The organism is Caulobacter vibrioides OR37 (genome assembly GCF_000372645.1).
Lineage (GTDB): Bacteria > Pseudomonadota > Alphaproteobacteria > Caulobacterales > Caulobacteraceae > Caulobacter > Caulobacter vibrioides_E.
On record NZ_APMP01000004.1, the window covers coordinates 55,890 to 72,169 of the forward strand.

Consider the following 16,280-nt stretch of genomic DNA (forward strand, 5'->3'; position numbering starts at 1 on the left):
GATCACGCCTTCGGCCAGCGCTTGTGCTGACCGTCGATCACCACCGGATGGGCGTGGGCTCCATCCTGGCCGTTGGCCAGGTGCGGATGCTCCGCCGGCAGGTCGTCGTGCGTGTGCGGCAGGTTCTCGGGATCGTTGGCCGGCCAGATCACCAGCCCCAGGATAGCGCCCAGACCACAAAGCCCCGCCAGCACCAGGAACGCGGCGCTGGGATTGGCCTGGGCCGAGACCAGGCCCGCCACCGGATAGGCGATCAGCCAGCAGGCGTGCGACAGGGCGAACTGGGCGGCGAACAAGGCCGGGCGATCGGCGGCCGAGGCCGAGCGGCGCAGGGCTCGCCCCGCCGGCGTCAGGGTCAGCGAGTAGCCAAAGCCCATGACCAGCCAGAGCGCCAGCAGCGCCGGATAGCTCTTGGCGGTGAAGGCGCCGGCCAGTAGCACGCCAGTCATCAGGAAGGCGCCGGCGACCATGGCGCGACGGTCGGTGACCTTCTCCAGGACGCGCGGCAGGACCAGGGCCGCGCTCATCGAGCCCAGGCCGAACACCGCCAGAGCCCAGGCGCTGGCCTGGTTGGACATGCCGAAGTTCGAGCGCACCAGCACGACGGTGTTGATGAACACCATGGCCCCGCCAGCGGCCTCGGCCAGGCTCACCGCCAGCAGGCCCCGCAGGCGCGGCGTCAGGGCGAACAGGCGCAAGCCCCCGGTCAGACGCTGCGAGAACGGCAGCTGCTGGGCGCTGGAGACCGGCGGCAGGACGGCCGTGACCACAAAGCCGGCCGACAGCACGAAGCCCAGCGCCGTGCCCAGGAAGAGGTCGTTGAAGCTGATCACCGACAGCAGGATCGCCGCCAGCACCGGGCTGGCCACGCTCTCCAGGTCCGACGCCAGGCGCGAGAGCGACAGGGCTTTGGTGTACTCGGCCTCGTCTTCGAGCAGGTCGGGGATCATGGCCTGGAAGGCCGGGGTGAAGGCGGCCGAGGCGATGTAGAGCACCGTCATCAGGCCATAGACCTGCCAGGGCTCACGCACGAACGGCAGCGCCACGGCCACCAGCGCCCGCACGACGTCGAGCGACACCAGCAGCGTCTTGCGGGGGAGCTTGGTGGCGAGGGCCGACGCGAACGGCGCCACGCCGATATAGGCGACCATCTTGATCGACAGCACCGCGCCTAGGATTTCCCCGGCGCTGGCGCCCGCTAGGTCATGGGCCAGGAGGCCGAGGGCGACGGTGGCCATGCCCGTGCCCAGCAGCGCGGCGACCTGGGCGATGAAGAGGTGACGGTAGGCGCGGTTGCGGAGGGGCGAAAACATTGGGCGGGGATCCTCGATCGGCCAACGAGACAGCGGACAATCCCGTTGCAAGGTCTTACGCAGCCCGCGGGCGCCGCCCTCGCCTCAATAGGTCGATGTCAATGAAGTCGTGAGGCTTTGCCGCCCCGAACGCCGCACAAAGTCGTTGGAGAGATCGTTCAGTTTCAACCTTCACGGCGATGGTGGATCGAACCAGTCTTCAGCGCCTTCCAATCCCTCGTGAGCACGATGGCGAGGATGGTGTCGAAGGTCCCCACAAGGAACCCCGATAGCCACTTCATGCCGATGAGGCCAAGGACAATGCCCACAATCAAACTGGCCGCGGCGAGCCATCCCAGCGTCGCATAGATGATCGCCTGAGCGCCCTCGCCTCGCTTCGCCAGCAGGAGTTCCAGGATACGTTCAAGCCAAAAGCCAATCACCTTCCCTCCCCTCGATGGACATTACTATCACCCACCACTGGCCGACCTAATTTCGACTGCGCAGGCGGATGGCCGTGCGAACATCCCGAGCATCGGCGCGGCTGGCTTGCAACTGCTGGCGGAATTGCGGAAAGATCGGCCGCGTACCTTCAGGGTCTTCCAAAGTCAGAAGCACAGCGAAGGGCACGCCCTCGGCAGGGAAGCTCGCCTCGGCCCGCACCAAACTCGTGACCTCCAAACACCACTGCGAGGACTCGCCGTTCTCGTTGAAAGTGCTCTCGTACTGCTTGGACGGCCACCATTTCAGGCCGTGATCGATCAAGGCTCGCTCGGGAATGGCCAGCTTCGCCGACCCTGGCAGATAGCCGGCATCGATCTGGTTGAGGAAACGCGCGCGCCCATCCTTGGCTGGTTCGGTTTGCCGCTGCCTGAGGCTGGCCTCAAGATTGACGCGAACGAATTCCGCGCCAAAGGCTGGGTCCAACGGCGGCGAGTAGACAAGGGTAATCCGGGCCCGCCCCGAGCAGGCCCCGTCGGGCGTGGTCAGGCTCTGTGGCCAAGTGAACGGGAAGTGCAGGATAACGGGCTTGCGCTCACCGATGCTGAGCCGGCTCTGGAACAGCAGCGTGATCTGATGATCGCCGGTCTCCAGCATGTCGACCACCTGAGCCGGCTGACCGAAGCCCGCGAATTGTCGGGCCAGTTGCTTGTGCCCGCGCTTGGTCAACGGTTCAGGCATGACCGCGTGGTGCAGCAACATGGCGCGCAGGGCCTCACTGGTCAGCCCGCCCTCCGTCGCGACATCCAGGCCCGCCAGGCCGCGTGCCACCAGAGGCGCAGCGAAGCTGGTGCCGACCACGTCCTGACGAAGACCGGCCGGAGTCAGGGAGCTCAGGCCCGTGGACGCACCAGGCCGAGCCCCGCCGGCCCCGCCATACGCGGCCACGTCAGGTTTGACCCCAACCTGCAGACCAGGCCCGCGCGTGGTGTAAATCGTCGGCGCTCCAGCCACATCCGCCAGACCTGGCGGATTCAACGCCCCCACCGAGATAGAGCGTACGCTCTCGGACGGTTTGAAGATCGTGTCCGGCGACGTGCGTGAGGCGAAATACGACACCGCTTCGCTAGGCTTCTTGGGCCATGGCGCCCGCGACTGAGACCGGGGGAGATTGCCTGCGGAATTGACGAAGATCACCCCGTAGGTGTCGGCGATCTGATCCAAGCGCGAAGCGTAAATGCTGTAGCGGTGACGCTCGACATCCGACACGGCGTTGATCGACAGATTGAAAACCCGCACGCCGTGCTGCTGGATGGCCTCAGCGACCGCCTGCTCGACTTCCTCGAGGAAGTCGGTGAAGCCCCGCGGATACTTCTCGCTGAACGAACCGGTTGGATAGAGCGGCACGTCGTAGATCTGGCAGCCGTTGGCCTCTGGCGTCACCGTCGGCGGATTCACCAGCTGCGGAACGGCGATCAGGCCGGCCACCCCAGTGCCGTGGACAGCGTTAAACTCAGTCTCGTCCAGGAAGTCGAACCGCCCGACCACCCAATCCTCAAGACACTTGCCAACGCCAGAGTCGATCACCCCGACGACCGGATAGCTCGCCCTGCTCGCTGGCGTTGGGATTTCCAACGGCTCATCCCCAAGGGAAAGCCCCTCGGCGGACCGCGTCGGGGTCTCCTCGTCCGTAAGCTGCAGAAGCACCGGCGGCAGCACCGCCCGCACAAGGGGATGGGCCTGCAGAGCGTTCAACACGGCTTCATGCCGCGCAGGATCCAGGTCTACCGGAGCCGGGGGCGGCGCCGGTACCAGATCGGACCGGATAAGACTGGTGCGGTTGTCGACCAGGGCCGGCTGGACGCTGCGGGTCAGCTGCAGTTCCATAACCGGCGTACGGCCGATCGCCGAAGCGATGAAGCTGCGCGCGCCAGCGCCAGTGGACAGCAACACCTGCTCGAGCGATCGGCGCAGCGCAGCTCGCCCCGTGAGATCGCTGGCGATGACCTTTTCATCCGGCGTCTCAAAAAGTTCGATCTGGTAACCGGAAACCACGCGCGGGTCCTCGAAGGCCGCCAGCGCCGCCGAGACCGAAAACGAGCGCTTCTGTTCGGGCGGCGCGATTTCGATGGACTCGATCGCCCCGACCTCCTGGCGCGCGTAGGTGGGAGCCTTGTAGGGTTCGCCGTCGCGCTGGCGATACTTGGTGACGACCGTCAGCTCCGCCTGTTCGATCCTGGCCCGGAGCGTGGCGAGATAGAGCAGCGGGGCCCGGAAGTAGAGCGTTCCGACCGCGTCGGCGCCGACGCACGGGAACTGGTCGCGCTTGAAGAGCCAGCCCGGTCGATAGGACTTGGCCAGCGCCTCAGGACGCATCTGGACCTTGAGATAGGTGGCCGGCCCGTGAGGGCTCTTCGTCACGGCCGCGATCACCGCGTCGACTGCCGCAAGCAACTCGGCCTTGTGTGCGGCGAAGGCGGCGTCGGCTCCGTCGTAGAAGTCCTTGGTGCGGGGCGGCTGACCAGGCTCGGGGGCCTGATGGAAGTCCTGATCGTTGAGGATGATCTGGACCGGATTGTTAGGCATGAGCGGCCTCCATCAGGGGCAGATGCAGCTTGGCTTTCTTCAGATCGCTTATTTTGGATTGGGCGTAGCCGGTGGCGTCGCCGATCTCGGTCTGCTTGAGACCCGCATCAGGGTCACTGGCGATAAGACTGACAAAGGCCTCCAAGTCGGCGGCAAGAATGCGCGCAGGCTGGGAGTCCAGCGATGGCGCGCGGGCCAACACCGCACTAAGAGCTCGGAACAGGGCCGGCCCGTCATGGGCGTCGCCACTCAACGCGACCCAACGCTTCACCGCTGCGCACACTCGCTCAAGATCAGCGCCGGATCGCCCGGCCAGGCAGTAGGCGAAGATCCGCAAGGTGGCAGGCTCGGCACCGATCGGGCGCAGGAAGCGGGCGATCATCTGTTCGCGAGCCCCAGGTTCAGGCTCGCCCATGTGGACGTGGGTCTCGAACCGCCGCCACACCGCCGGATCGAGAAGACGGTCGTGGTTGGTGATGGCGACGGTGATGCCGAACTCGCGGCGCATGTCGAGGTTCTGCAGCAGGGTATTCACCACCCGCTTGATCTCGCCGATCTCCTGGGGGTCGTCGCGAAGCTTGGCGAGCGCGTCGAACTCATCGAGCAGAAGCACGCACGCGTAGCGATTGGCGAAGTCAAACAGGTTGGCGATGTTGCGCGCGGTGGTGCCGAGGAACGAAGAGATCAGGCCGTCGATGCGGGCGGTGATCAGAGGCAGGCCAAGACGCTCGGCAATGTAGCGCGCGGTGACCGTCTTGCCCGACCCCGGAGGGCCATAGATAAGCAAGGTGCGTGTTGGCTCCACGCCGACAGATTGAAGCGCCGCCGCACTGCTCCATTCTTGGAGCAGGCCTTCGATCGTTTCCCGGATAACCGGGCCATAGATCGGCGCCGGAAGACCGTCGCCGACGAAATCGATCGAACACAGCCGCGCGCCGGTTTCGCGATCGATGGGCGGATGCACTTCACGGGTCAGCCGCTCGCCGGTGACCAGAGAGCGGGAAACCTCGACGCGGCTGGGCGCCATTTCGCGGGTTTCCTCGACCGCCTCCAGCAGGCGCTCCAGCGTCGCGGCCTCCTTCGCCGCGCCGGCCTTCTCCAGCCTTTCGCGCAGACGGGCGACCTGTTTGCCCAATGCCGCCTGATCGCCCGCAAGCGCGGCGCGAACGATACTCTGCACCACAGCAAAATGTTCCATAGGACGATCCACCCGTAAACCAGTAAGGCAGATTCATATCGACGAAACAGAAAGAGAACAAGGGAAATTTCGTTAATATATCTCAACACTCCCGATCAATATCGGGATTTTCGCCATTCATATCTGACAATTGGGAAATCAAATCCGAATTGGACGGCGGAGCCATCGCCCATCCCGTCCGCATAAGCGCCGCCCCACCCGAGGCGACCCCTTAGGCGTCGAAGTAGACGAACGAGTAGCTGAGCATAGTCCTTCGCAGCCCCGAGGGCTGGATCGCGCCGCCGACGGGCCGGCGCGCAATTTCGGGCAATTTCGCGCGCTGGAGGGGAGAAGAAAAGGCGAACGCAGTGTACACGCACTGTACACGTCGCCCCATAAGTTATTGATATTTAAGGCCGATCAGACCAATCCATCATCGGCGCGACGGAAAATCTATGAGCTTGAAATGTATTCACTTTTATAGCCGGCCCGACAGCGAGACCAATCCAACCAGGTTCAAATTTCTTGGACCGAGTTTCGCGCTCGCCCCCTCGGCTTTATCACCGCCCGCACCTATAGAGCACGCCGCCATAAAACGGAAACATTGGCGCTGACGCGACCAAGCCCGCCGCGTATCGCCAGCCGGGCGCGACGCCGGAAACACGCCCGCCCCCAGATCAGGGCGGACCGCGCGAAATGCAGAGCGTAAACCTAAATCCGGGAAGGCCTATCAAACGAGAAGCCCGACCAGAAGGAAGCAGGGTGTGGCGTGACGACCTCAGCACTAAGGGAGCGACACCCCATAATCGTCGATTACAGAGCGAAAAATCCTCAGATTTCGGTTGAGAGCCCCGATCTAAAGACGCGCCAGCAGATCCGAGTCCGAAATCGGACCTGCGGCGGTGGGGTCTATAGTACGCTACCGCCGAACAGGCGCGCATCCCCGCCCGGCGCGGCTTTGAAAGTCACTTCGGCGTCTGGGGTGCCACTGTCTCGGGCCTCCAGACGCAAGCCGGGCGGCCCTAGCGACCGGAGGGCGCTTGACGGACGGTCGCCAAAGACTCCTGGAGCGCGCGGGTGACGCCGTTGGTCCAGCCGAAGCCGTCCTGAGTGGGATATTCGCCGCCGCCGCCCGCCTTGGCCTCCTCGATGTCGTACTTCTCCAACATCTTGCCACTGGCCGCGTACTCGCGCTCGACAGTGGAAAGCCAGCGCTTGGATATCTCGGCGGCAAGGGCGTCCTCGCCATAGCGGCGCAGACCGGACACCGCGACCCATTGTAGCGGCGCCCAGCCATTGGGACCATCCCACTGCTGGCCAGTGCGGACCGTGGTGGTGCGCAGGCCGCCGGGAGCGAGCAGCTCGTCCCAGGCCTTCCGGGCCACGATGTGGGCTTGGCGCGCCTCGGTCGCGCCCACGAACAACGGATAGATGGTCGCCGCGCTCAGCCGGTCCAGCCGCTGAGCGGTCGTCCACTGGTAGTCGAGGAAGGCGCCCTTTGCCGAATCCCAGAGGTAGAGGTTGATCGCCTTGGCCCGCGCCGCGGCCCGGTCGCCGTACTCGCGTGCGCAAGCGGCATCGGCCAATCTGGCGCAGCCCTCGGCGATCGCCTTTTCGAGACCGTACATCAGGCTGTTGAGATCGACCGGCACGATCGATGTCGTCTGAATCGTCGAGAGGCTTTCGCCGTTGGCCATCCAGCGCGAGGAGAAATCCCAGCCGCTCTCGGCGCCGGCGCGCAGGTCGCGGAACACGTCGGGCGCTGGACGGTCGCTCTGGGCGGCCGTTTCGAGATCTTCGCGATAAGATTCGTCGCGCGGCGTGGCGCGGTCGTCCCAATAACGGTTCAGAACCTCGCCGCCGGCCAGGGCCACCACGCGACGGTGCGCCTGACTGGGCTTGAGGCCGTCCGCCCCCTCCATCCAGAAGGCGTGCTCGCGCCGCATCAGGTCGACGCGGGTTTTGAGCGTCTTGGGATCGGTCGCCCTCGAGAGTCCGACCATGGCGAAGAAGAACGGCGGCTGCGAGCGGCTCAGATAGTAGGTCCGCGCGCCGTTGGGCACATGGCCGTAGGTTCCGATCAGGTCGCCAAAATTGTCGATCATGCTCTCGACCAGATCATCGCGTCCGTCGGCCTTCAGGCCAAGCATCGTGAAATAGCTGTCCCAGTAATAGATCTCGCGAAAGCGCCCGCCCGGAACGACGAAGGACCTCTTCATGGCGAGCGCCGAGCCGCCCGCGACCGGCTTGACCGGCGGTCGCGTCAGCCTTGGCCATAGGGCCACGATATGAGCCTTGATCGGCGGCCGGGCCTTGCTCGGCGTCGGGGTCGCGCCGGCTTCGGGTAAGATGAAGTTGGCGCGGACGAAGCGCGCCAACTCGGCGTCGGTGAACCGGCGATGCGCGCGGTAGTCGGCCATGATCCGGTCCGCCGGCCGCTTGGGGACCGCGTCGACAAAGGTCTTGCCGTCCGCGAAGATCCGACGGGTCTGAACCGCTTGGAACAGCGCCTGATAGGTGTCCGCCGGCGTCGGGATCGTCGAGGCCTTCTGGGTGGTCTCTTGCGCCCCGACCGTCGAGGCCAGGGCCGTGACCGCCAGCGTCGCGAAGATCAGACGACTCATGTGCGGCCTCCTGGCGCTCAAGGGCGTTGGCGCGCCACGCCCCATCGAAAGTCGGGCCAATCTCATCCCCCAACCAATTCGGCGATCACCGCGTCATGGTTCGGCAGCGTCGGCGCGGCCCGAGCGATCAGCGCCGCGAGGTCGTCTAGACGCCGCAGGTTCGATGCGGGGTCGAGCGTATCGGCGAGCGGCGCGTATCCCTGAGCGACAATCCCCTGCCCCTCCAATACGGCCAGCCAGCTGGCCTCGCGGAAGAGTTCGTCCTGAGAGAGCATCAAGCGGCCCGAGCGGCGGTAGTGGGCGATCTTCTCGCTCAGGGAGTCGGGCGCGGCCATGGCGCGGGCCTGGCGCCACAGGGGCTGATTGTGCTGTTCCGTCGCGTGGTAGTGCAGGATGAGGAAGTCGCGAATGCCGTCCATGTCGCGGCCAAATAGGGCGTTGAACTGGCGCGCCAGGCTTGGGTCGCAGTCACGATCCGGAAACAGCGAGATCAGCTTGGCGATGCCGCTCTGGATCAAGTGGATGCTCGTCGACTCCAGCGGCTCCAGGAAGCCGGCGGAGAGCCCGATCGCCACTACATTGCCTCGCCAGCTCTCGCGCCGGAATCCGGCCTTGAAGCGCAGGAAGCGGGGCTCGGCCAGAAGTTCGCCGTCCAGATTCGCCAAAAGGGTCGAGGCGGCCTCGTCGTCGGAGATGAAGGCGCTGGCATAGACATAGCCATTGCCCGTGCGGTGCTGCAGCGGAATGCGCCACTGCCAGCCGGCCGGGCGAAGGGTCGACCGGGTGTAGGGCGTGGTTTCGCGGCTTCGCGCGCAAGGCGCGGCCACCGCGCGGTCGCAAGGCAGCCAGTGAGACCAGTCCTCGAAGGGCGCGCCCAGCGCCTCGCCGATCAGCAGCGCTCGGAACCCCGAGCAGTCGATGAAGAGCTCGCCCTCGATCCGTTCGCCGCGGTCCGTGGACAAGGCGACGACGAAACCGCTCTTCGGATCCCGCTCCACCGCCGTCACCTTGCCCTCGTGACGAACCACGCCCGCCGCCTCGGCCAAGCCGCGCAGATGGGACGCGTACAGCGCCGCGTCGAAATGGTAGGCGTAGCCCAGGGTCGAAAGGATCGAACGGGGGTCCTCCGCCGGCTTGGCGAAACGATTGGCGGCGGCCAGGGCGGTCGCGAGCGAGAAATCGGACAGCGGACGGGACGAACCGTCCGCCCGGGATTTGAGCCAGAGCTGGTGGAACGGCGCCTGATCCAGCTCGACGCCATAGCGTCCGAACGGATGGAAATAGCGATGGCCGGGTCGCGCCCAGTCGACGAACTCGATGCCGAGCTTGAAACTAGCCTTCGTGGCCCGCAGGAACTCCGCCTCATCCAGGCCGATGAGCGCATTGAACCAATGGATCGTCGGGATGGTCGCCTCCCCGACTCCCACCGTGCCAATCGCCTCTGACTCGACGAGGTCGATCCGCACGGTTCGGCCGAAACAGCGGGACAAGGCGGCGGCCGTCATCCAGCCGGCGGTTCCCCCGCCCAGGATCACGACCCGAGAGATACGGTTCATGGCGTCTCCTACTTTCCGGCCGGAGGGCGGACCGCCAAGTATACCGTGCTCCAAAGCTGGGCGGCGTTCGACTCGTCGACATCGGCCTTACCGGCTCCGAAAGGAACCACCTGGTAGCGTCCATCGCGAAAGGTCCAGGACCAGAGTTCGGAGCTCTGCAACGCCCGGGTGGCGTCGATGGCGCGCCACAGGCTCGCCTGAGCCGCCTTCAACCGGGCCTTTGTGGCTTGGGGCAAATCGCGGCGCGCCAGCTGCCGCTCGATGCCCGCCGCCAGCAGGGCCTGCTGCCACGACCAGACCACCGCGCCGTGATACTCGGCCGGCGAGAAGCGCGTCTTGACCTCATCACCGGCGAACGCGGGGTTGGCGACCACCAGGCCGACATCGGTCATCAGGCCAGCCGGGAACGGCCGCATGATCGCGCCGAGATAGGTGTCGAGGTCGCGGGCCGACGGCGCTCCGAACAGGAGCAGGAAACCCTCATCCGAATTGACGATCGGGACGGGTCGCCCCTCGGCGTCCAGCGACAGCGCGTGGAAGGTCAGGGAATAGCCGCCGAGCGCGGTCAGCGCCGGGGTCGCCGGAACGCCCATCGACGCGGCGTAGGCGTCGATAGCCCGGCGCGCCTGGTCGTTGTCGAGCTTTACGTCGAACAATGGGGGCGCCTTGGCGCGCCAAACACGAGCGGCCTCCCCTGCGCGCTTGAACCGAAGCCGCTCCTGGTCGGACAGATAGGGATCCAGCAAACCGGCCTTCAGCAGCCGATCGGCCGCCTCCAACGCCGCCGGGACCAAGGTGGCGTTGACATCGTAAGCGTAGATCCCCCGCCCCAGCCCCTCGTTGCTGTCGCGCCATTCGCCAGTCATCCGGCCGGCTTTGAGCGCGATCAGTTTCGCCTTGCCGGGCGCTTCGGCGAACGGCGCCGCCGCCGCGAGGACAAAGCGCAGGTTTCTGACCAGCAAGGCTCCGACGGGCTCTCGCTCTCCTGGCCTGGATTCACTGGCCAGCGTGGTCGCAAGATAACCCGCCGCCCGCGCGCGCCCAGGTCCCAGCAGATAGTCGGCCGCGACCGGGCCCAGCATGTAGTCGCCGTCGATCATTCCGTAGTCGAGCTCGGCGGCGTCGCCCGGGCGCCCCGCCTTGCGATTTTGGAGAATGGCGAACTCGCCGATGCCTTCCTCGTGGGCGACCTCGCCTTCGGCCGAAAGCCTGGCCAGGACCGAATTGAGTCCGGCCTCGGTCGCCTCGGGCCGAAGCGCCGGCATCAACAGCCGCGTGGACATCAGGGTGTCCCGGCCGAAATAGGTGTTGAAGCGCCAGGAGCCGGCCAGGAACTTCTCCCGGTAGCTCAGGAAGGCCAGGGCGTTTCGAGCCGCCGGATCCTTCGCGGCGCGAGCATTCAGCAATTGCGGAACAGGCAGAGGCGTCAACGGCGCATCGCCAGTGAGCGCCGTGACCTCCAGCCGGATCTTGCCCTTGACCCCCGCGATGATCGCGCCTTGGTCGATGCGGCCCTCGATCACGCGGAGCGTCAAGCCATAGCCCGGCGCGCCATCAAGACGCGGGCGTCGGTAAGTAATCGTATCTCCGGCAATGGAGGGTTTGACGGCGACTTCCGGGGGGAAGCGGCCGACGGACTGATAGTCGCGCAGATAGCGTACATTCGACAGCACCGCCTGGCGCGGGACGAGCCTGGGGGTCGTGATCTCCGCCGAGAAAACGATCCCACGCGACACGCCTTCGCGCACGGGCTTCGGCGCGGCGTCCAAGCGCCATTCCGCCGACCGATCGAGCCGCTCGAACCACAGACCCGTTCCGCTGTTGCCAGCGGGGAACGCCACCAGGATCCTCGGGTCCACGCCGTTGCGCAGCAGCAGGTGCGCGGCCACCGCTCCGTCGCGGATGAAAGCGTTGAGGTTCTGCCCCTCGGTAAGGCGATAGGCCAGTTCCGGGCCAGCGGCCGCGGCGATCCTTGGCGAGACGAGGGTCAAGGCCAAGGCGGCCGTGACGGCGGCGCGGGTCAGAGTTTTCATGACGCTACCGTTCTGGAAAGGAAAGCGGACGCCGAACCTCGGCGTCCGCGAGTTACGCCCTCAGGGGAGGCGGCTAGAGCCCTCTAGCTTTAGATGGAACCGTCCAAAGCATTCGAAAGGGCTCTAAACCTTTGAAAACAAATCCTGTTTTATCTGGTCTAGGTGGTTCCATCCAAACCAGACAGGCCTAGAAGCGTAGGGTGATCGACCCGCCATAGGTCGGGCCGGCGATGCCTCTCGCGTAGAAGTAACCCGACGCCGCGTTCTGGGTTTGGCCTTGGCGCGGATTGCCCTCGGTCAGGCCCACGACGTCGAAGATGTTGTCGGCGTTGAAGCTGACCTGGACGTTGTCCTTGACGTTCAGGGAGATCCCCACACTGGTCACGCCGTAGGACGGGAGGGCCACGCCATTTCCGGAGTCGGCGTAGATCTTGCCGATGTACTTGTATCGCGCGTAGATCTCGCCGAGGCCGTTGGGCAGCTTGACGGTCGGCGTAATCGTGAGGAGTCGGGCAGGCGTCCGCTCGGGCCGATTGCCGTCATAGGTCGGCTGGGCCACGCCATTGAGCCTCAGATTGTTCAGCTGCGGCTTCTGGAGCACGCCGGCGATATCGACCGAGAACCATGCGTTGGGACGGATCAGCGCATCCAGCTCGATCCCATTGGTATGCAGGTCGGCCAGGAAGCTCGTCTGCTTCGTCGGGTCGGCGGGATCGATGAAGTTGTAGAACTGATTGTTGAAGTTGGTGCGGAACACCGTGGCCGAGGCGTTGATCAGATCGCCGCGCTTGAACCGAACCCCGGCTTCGTACAGCTCGATCTTGGTCATGGGATCGGTGTTGTTGGTCTGGAAGCCGCTGGCGTAACGGCCATAGACCGAGAGGCTGGGCGTAAACAGATAGCTGGCCCCCAGCGTCCAGGCGACCTTGGCGCGCGTCTTTCGCGTCACCGAATAGGTTCCGTCGAAGGTCGAACCGACCGTGCGGACCACGCCGACGACGCCGGGCTGAACCGGCTGATTGACCGCCGCGGTGTTGCCGTCGAAGTGGGTGGCGTCGTCGCTTTCCCACCGCGCGCCGCCATCGATGTGGATTTTCTCGCCGATCGCCAGTTCGTCGTTGGCGTAGACCGAGACGGACTTGTCCTCGTTGCGGCGCATCCCCGCGCCCCAGTTGCCATACGAGATCATGCCGTTGTCGCTCAGCGTGCCGATAACGGCGTTGCTGCTGTTCAGCGCAACGATGTCGTAGATGTCACTGTTGTTCCGGACATCGTTGACCACCGAAGCGACCGCAGACTGGTTCTGCGAGCGGCTCACATCGTAATATTGCAGACCCGCGGTCAGCGAGTTTTGATAACCCTCGCCCCGCTGCTCCCAACGCCCTCCGACATTGACGGCCAGGTCGTGGCCCGACTGGTAGTCGTGGTTGAGGGTGGTCTGTTGCAGAAAGCCATTGCCGTTCAGCGCGTTCAGCGTGGCGACTTGGTTGGCGCCGACGACGACGCCGGTCCGCAGGTTCTTGATCCCGAACCGCGCGGCCGTCGGATAGGCGGCCTGTCCCAGCGTGAGCAGGTCATTGATCGGCGAGCCCGCGCCCGGCGTCAGATAGGCGACCGCGCTGGCCAAGCCGGCGTTGCCTGTGCCCGAGCCCGGAAACAGGCCATTGAAATCGTCGCTCAGATCGAGATAGCGGGCGCGCGCGAAGACCTCGAAAGAGTCGCTGATCGGCTTCTCGATATCGAGCCGCAGTTGCTTGGTCTTGACCCGCACGCCTTCCGAGAACCGGAAATCCCGAAATCCGTCGCTCTCGACGGCCGTCGAGACCGGGACCGAAAGCCTGGCGAAGGCGTCGCCGCCGATATTGTCGAACTGGGTGTCCAGGCCGGGGATCGCGCCGGGCTTGCCGTTTCGATACGCATAGGGCTGGTCCGCATAGTACGCCGCCTTGACGTCGCCGACCTTGCCGGTAAGCCGCGCATAGCCGCCCCCGTCGAAACGGTATTCCAGCATCGCCTTGAAGCGATAGCCGTCATAGTCGAAGGTGTTGTGGCGCACGCCGGGGTTCGACTGGATATAACCCCCGACGTTGAAGGCCAGCTTGTCCGTGATCGGGGCGCTATAATAGACGTCTGCCCGCTTAAGCCCGTAATTGTAACCGGTCAGGCGCGCGACGCCCTCGGCCTTGGTGAAGTTGGGCTTGCGGGAGATGAAGTTGATGGTCGCGCCAGCGCCATTGACCGTGAGAATGCCCGACGTGCCGCCCTTGACCGCCTCGAGACGGTCGATCGTGATGTCCTCGGAAAAGAAGAAGTCCGCGCCACCGCCCTGGTAGATGACCGGTAGGCCGTCTTCCTCCAGCTGGATGAAGCGCTGACCGCCCCCCTGCAGGCCACGGACCGAATAGTTGTTCGAAAGCTCGCCCGCCGTGCCCTCGACGAAGATCCCCGGCACCATCTCCAACAGATCGGCGGTGGAGCGCGGCGCCTTGCGCTCGAGGTCGTCACGGGTGGCGTAGGTGATGTCGGCGGACGCCGTGATCAGCGGGCGATTACGGGATGTCATCCCGGTGACCACGACCTCGTCCACAGTCGTCGGCTCGGCCTGGGGCGCGGCGGCCGGATCCGCCGGCCGAGCGCCTTGGTCGAGAACGATAGTGCGGCCGTTGTTGGAGATCACCTGCAGATTGGACCCCCGAAGCAGCCGCTCCAGCCCCTCGCTGACAGTGTAGGCGCCTTGGACCGCGCTGACGCGCTGCCCTTGAATCGCGCTCTGCGGCGCGAGGATCTGCGTCTCGGCCTGCTTGCCGAACAGGGGGATACCGGTCGTGGCTGGCTGCGCGGGAACATCGAACTTGCGCACCTGGGCCTCGGCGCCAGCGGCGACCATCAAGGTCACGGCGCTCGTTGCGAGCATCAAATAGGATCTATAGTGGCCGCCCTGCGTCCGCATGAGCCCCCTCCCTTAGCGTTGCTTAAATCGACGCTTCTCGGAGCGCCTAATAGTAGGGATGCGCCGGGAGACAGGTTCCGTCAGAAAATTTGATAAATTTGTCAGGATCCCGAGGCGGTTCGGAGGATGATGGCGTCCTCCCGCTGAGTGATTTGGCCGTGGAAGGTCGACGCCGCCGCCTGGGCGAAGCCCTCGGGATCGTTGATGCGGAACCAGCCGACAAAGCGCTTGTCGGCCAAGCGCGCGTCGGCCACCTCGATCTTGCGATCGTTGTAGCGATTGAACTCGGCGGCGGCCTCGGCCAGCGTCTGGCCGTCCAGCACGATCTGCCCGTCGCGCCACGCCAGCTGGCGGCCTAGATCCGCGTCGGCCTTCGGCGGCGTCAGCACGCCCGCGTCATTCTCGGCGAACACCCGTTCCCCGGCCGACACGCGTCGCGGCGGCGCGCCACCATCTCGCGTCCAGACCTCGACCACCCCTTCGGTGACCAGCACATCGCTGCCGCCCTCGCGCCGGCGCACCGAGAACGCCGTGCCCACCGCCCGAACCCGCACCGGCCCGCTCTCGACCACAAAGGGACGGACGGGATCTTTCGCCACCTCGAACCAGGCCTCGCCGCGCGCCAGCCTCACCGCGCGCAAGCGAGGACGCAAAGACACTTCCACTTCGGAATCCGTGTTGATCGCCGCCACCGAGCCATCGGCCATCGGCACTCGCCGGATCTCGCCAAGCGTGGTGCCGTAGCGTCGGACCAGCAGCCGCGGGACCACGACCGCCGCGGTCACGCCGGCGGCCATGGCGCCCAGCCCGGCAATGATGCTCCGCCGCCGCAGGCGCGATCCCCCGGACACCGTCGGCGCCAGCACGCTGGAACGGTCCAGATGTTTCCACCCCGCCTGGGCCCGCGCATAGGCGCCGCTTCGGCGACGATCGGCGGCCAGCCAGGCCTCGAGCTCGGCCTGGAAGCCGGGATCGTCCCCGTCACGGTCCGCCCGGACCACCCATCGGGCGGCGGCGGCGTCGATGTCAGCGGCGCTTTCGCGATCGACCATCACTACTTACTCTCGGTCTCTTCGCCCTCGCTGGAGCGTCCTGTTCGGTGATGGCCGCGAGAATGGCGCGCAGCCCCCTCACGGACTCGTTCTCGACAATGTTCTCGGTCACGCCCAGCCGGCGGGCGATCTCGCGTTGCGGCAAGCCTTCTATCTTGCGCATTTCGATGATCCGTCGACAACGGTCCGGCAGAGCGGCGATCAGGCCCCGAACGCGCTCAAGCTCGCGCCGACCCGAAACCACACGCTCGGCGGAAGGGTCATCGAGGATGAGATTGAGGCTCTCCATCTCGCTAACCGTTTCGATCCGAACCACGCGCGCGCGCCGAAGCTGTTCCAGCGCCACGCTGCGCGCCGCTTGGAAGAAATAGGACCTCGGATGCTCGATATGATCGATCTGGGTCAAGGCCGCCAACCTGCAATAGGTCTCCTGGATAATGTCGTCGACATCCCCAGCATTGGCGAAGGACTGCTTGAGCCAGGCGCGCAGGTCCGCTTCGTGGGGAAGGATGTGCCGCCCCAACCAGATCGTAACGCGGGCCCGCCCTTCCAACACGTCTCCTCACCGC

Annotated in this window: 10 protein-coding genes; all 10 read right to left on the reverse strand. The window is 65.5% G+C overall.

Translation table 11 applies throughout. From position 1 onward, the window contains the following. Positions 1-2: 2 nt before the first annotated feature. On the reverse strand, positions 3-1,313 hold the full coding sequence (locus OR37_RS05340) for an MFS transporter (RefSeq protein ID WP_004616711.1): 1,311 nt from the start codon (positions 1,311-1,313) through the stop codon (positions 3-5). A gap of 164 nt (positions 1,314-1,477) precedes the next feature. Next, positions 1,478-1,735, reverse strand: coding sequence for a hypothetical protein (locus tag OR37_RS05345; protein ID WP_004616713.1), 258 nt, complete (start codon positions 1,733-1,735; stop codon positions 1,478-1,480). A gap of 46 nt (positions 1,736-1,781) precedes the next feature. Continuing rightward, complete coding sequence (locus tag OR37_RS05350; RefSeq protein ID WP_004616715.1) at positions 1,782-4,319, reverse strand: S8 family peptidase; 2,538 nt, start codon at positions 4,317-4,319, stop codon at positions 1,782-1,784. Next, the gene (locus OR37_RS05355) at positions 4,312-5,517 is read right to left on the reverse strand and encodes an ATP-binding protein (protein WP_004616717.1); all 1,206 of its coding nucleotides are present in this window, start codon (positions 5,515-5,517) and stop codon (positions 4,312-4,314) included. Before OR37_RS05355 ends, OR37_RS05350 begins: the two co-directional genes overlap by 8 nt. 1,001 nt (positions 5,518-6,518) lie before the next feature. Then, complete coding sequence (treF, locus tag OR37_RS05360) at positions 6,519-8,120, reverse strand: alpha,alpha-trehalase TreF (protein ID WP_004616719.1); 1,602 nt, start codon at positions 8,118-8,120, stop codon at positions 6,519-6,521. Between the two features lie 62 nt (positions 8,121-8,182). Then, positions 8,183-9,676 (reverse strand): tryptophan halogenase family protein, encoded by a 1,494-nt coding sequence (locus tag OR37_RS05365; protein ID WP_004616721.1) that lies wholly within the window; start codon positions 9,674-9,676, stop codon positions 8,183-8,185. An 8-nt stretch (positions 9,677-9,684) separates the two neighbouring features. Continuing rightward, positions 9,685-11,709 carry a hypothetical protein gene (locus OR37_RS05370; protein ID WP_004616724.1) on the reverse strand — a complete coding sequence of 675 codons (2,025 nt, stop codon included), beginning with the start codon at positions 11,707-11,709 and terminating at the stop codon, positions 9,685-9,687. A gap of 187 nt (positions 11,710-11,896) precedes the next feature. Continuing rightward, a complete protein-coding gene (locus OR37_RS05375) occupies positions 11,897-14,623 on the reverse strand; it encodes a TonB-dependent siderophore receptor (RefSeq protein ID WP_235046549.1) in 2,727 nt (908 codons plus the stop codon). Between the two features lie 137 nt (positions 14,624-14,760). After that, entirely contained in the window at positions 14,761-15,711 is a 951-nt protein-coding gene (locus tag OR37_RS05380) for a FecR family protein (RefSeq protein ID WP_004616728.1), read from the reverse strand. Further along, positions 15,686-16,267: an RNA polymerase sigma factor gene (locus tag OR37_RS05385; protein ID WP_035016992.1), complete on the reverse strand. Its 582-nt coding sequence runs from the start codon at positions 16,265-16,267 to the stop codon at positions 15,686-15,688. The genes OR37_RS05380 and OR37_RS05385 overlap by 26 nt, the downstream gene beginning before the upstream one ends. Positions 16,268-16,280 lie beyond the last annotated feature (13 nt).

What these genes read in the sequence shown, in the direction of transcription:
- OR37_RS05340 (WP_004616711.1), bottom strand. Translation starts at nt 1,313, where the DNA reads ATGTTTTCGCCCCTCCGCAACCGCGCCTACCGTCACCTCTTCATCGCC.
- OR37_RS05350 (WP_004616715.1), bottom strand. Translation starts at nt 4,319, where the DNA reads ATGCCTAACAATCCGGTCCAGATCATCCTCAACGATCAGGACTTCCAT.
- OR37_RS05355 (WP_004616717.1), bottom strand. Translation starts at nt 5,517, where the DNA reads ATGGAACATTTTGCTGTGGTGCAGAGTATCGTTCGCGCCGCGCTTGCG.
- treF (WP_004616719.1), bottom strand. Translation starts at nt 8,120, where the DNA reads ATGAGTCGTCTGATCTTCGCGACGCTGGCGGTCACGGCCCTGGCCTCG.
- OR37_RS05365 (WP_004616721.1), bottom strand. Translation starts at nt 9,676, where the DNA reads ATGAACCGTATCTCTCGGGTCGTGATCCTGGGCGGGGGAACCGCCGGC.
- OR37_RS05370 (WP_004616724.1), bottom strand. Translation starts at nt 11,709, where the DNA reads ATGAAAACTCTGACCCGCGCCGCCGTCACGGCCGCCTTGGCCTTGACC.
- OR37_RS05375 (WP_235046549.1), bottom strand. Translation starts at nt 14,623, where the DNA reads ATGCTCGCAACGAGCGCCGTGACCTTGATGGTCGCCGCTGGCGCCGAG.
- OR37_RS05380 (WP_004616728.1), bottom strand. Translation starts at nt 15,711, where the DNA reads ATGGTCGATCGCGAAAGCGCCGCTGACATCGACGCCGCCGCCGCCCGA.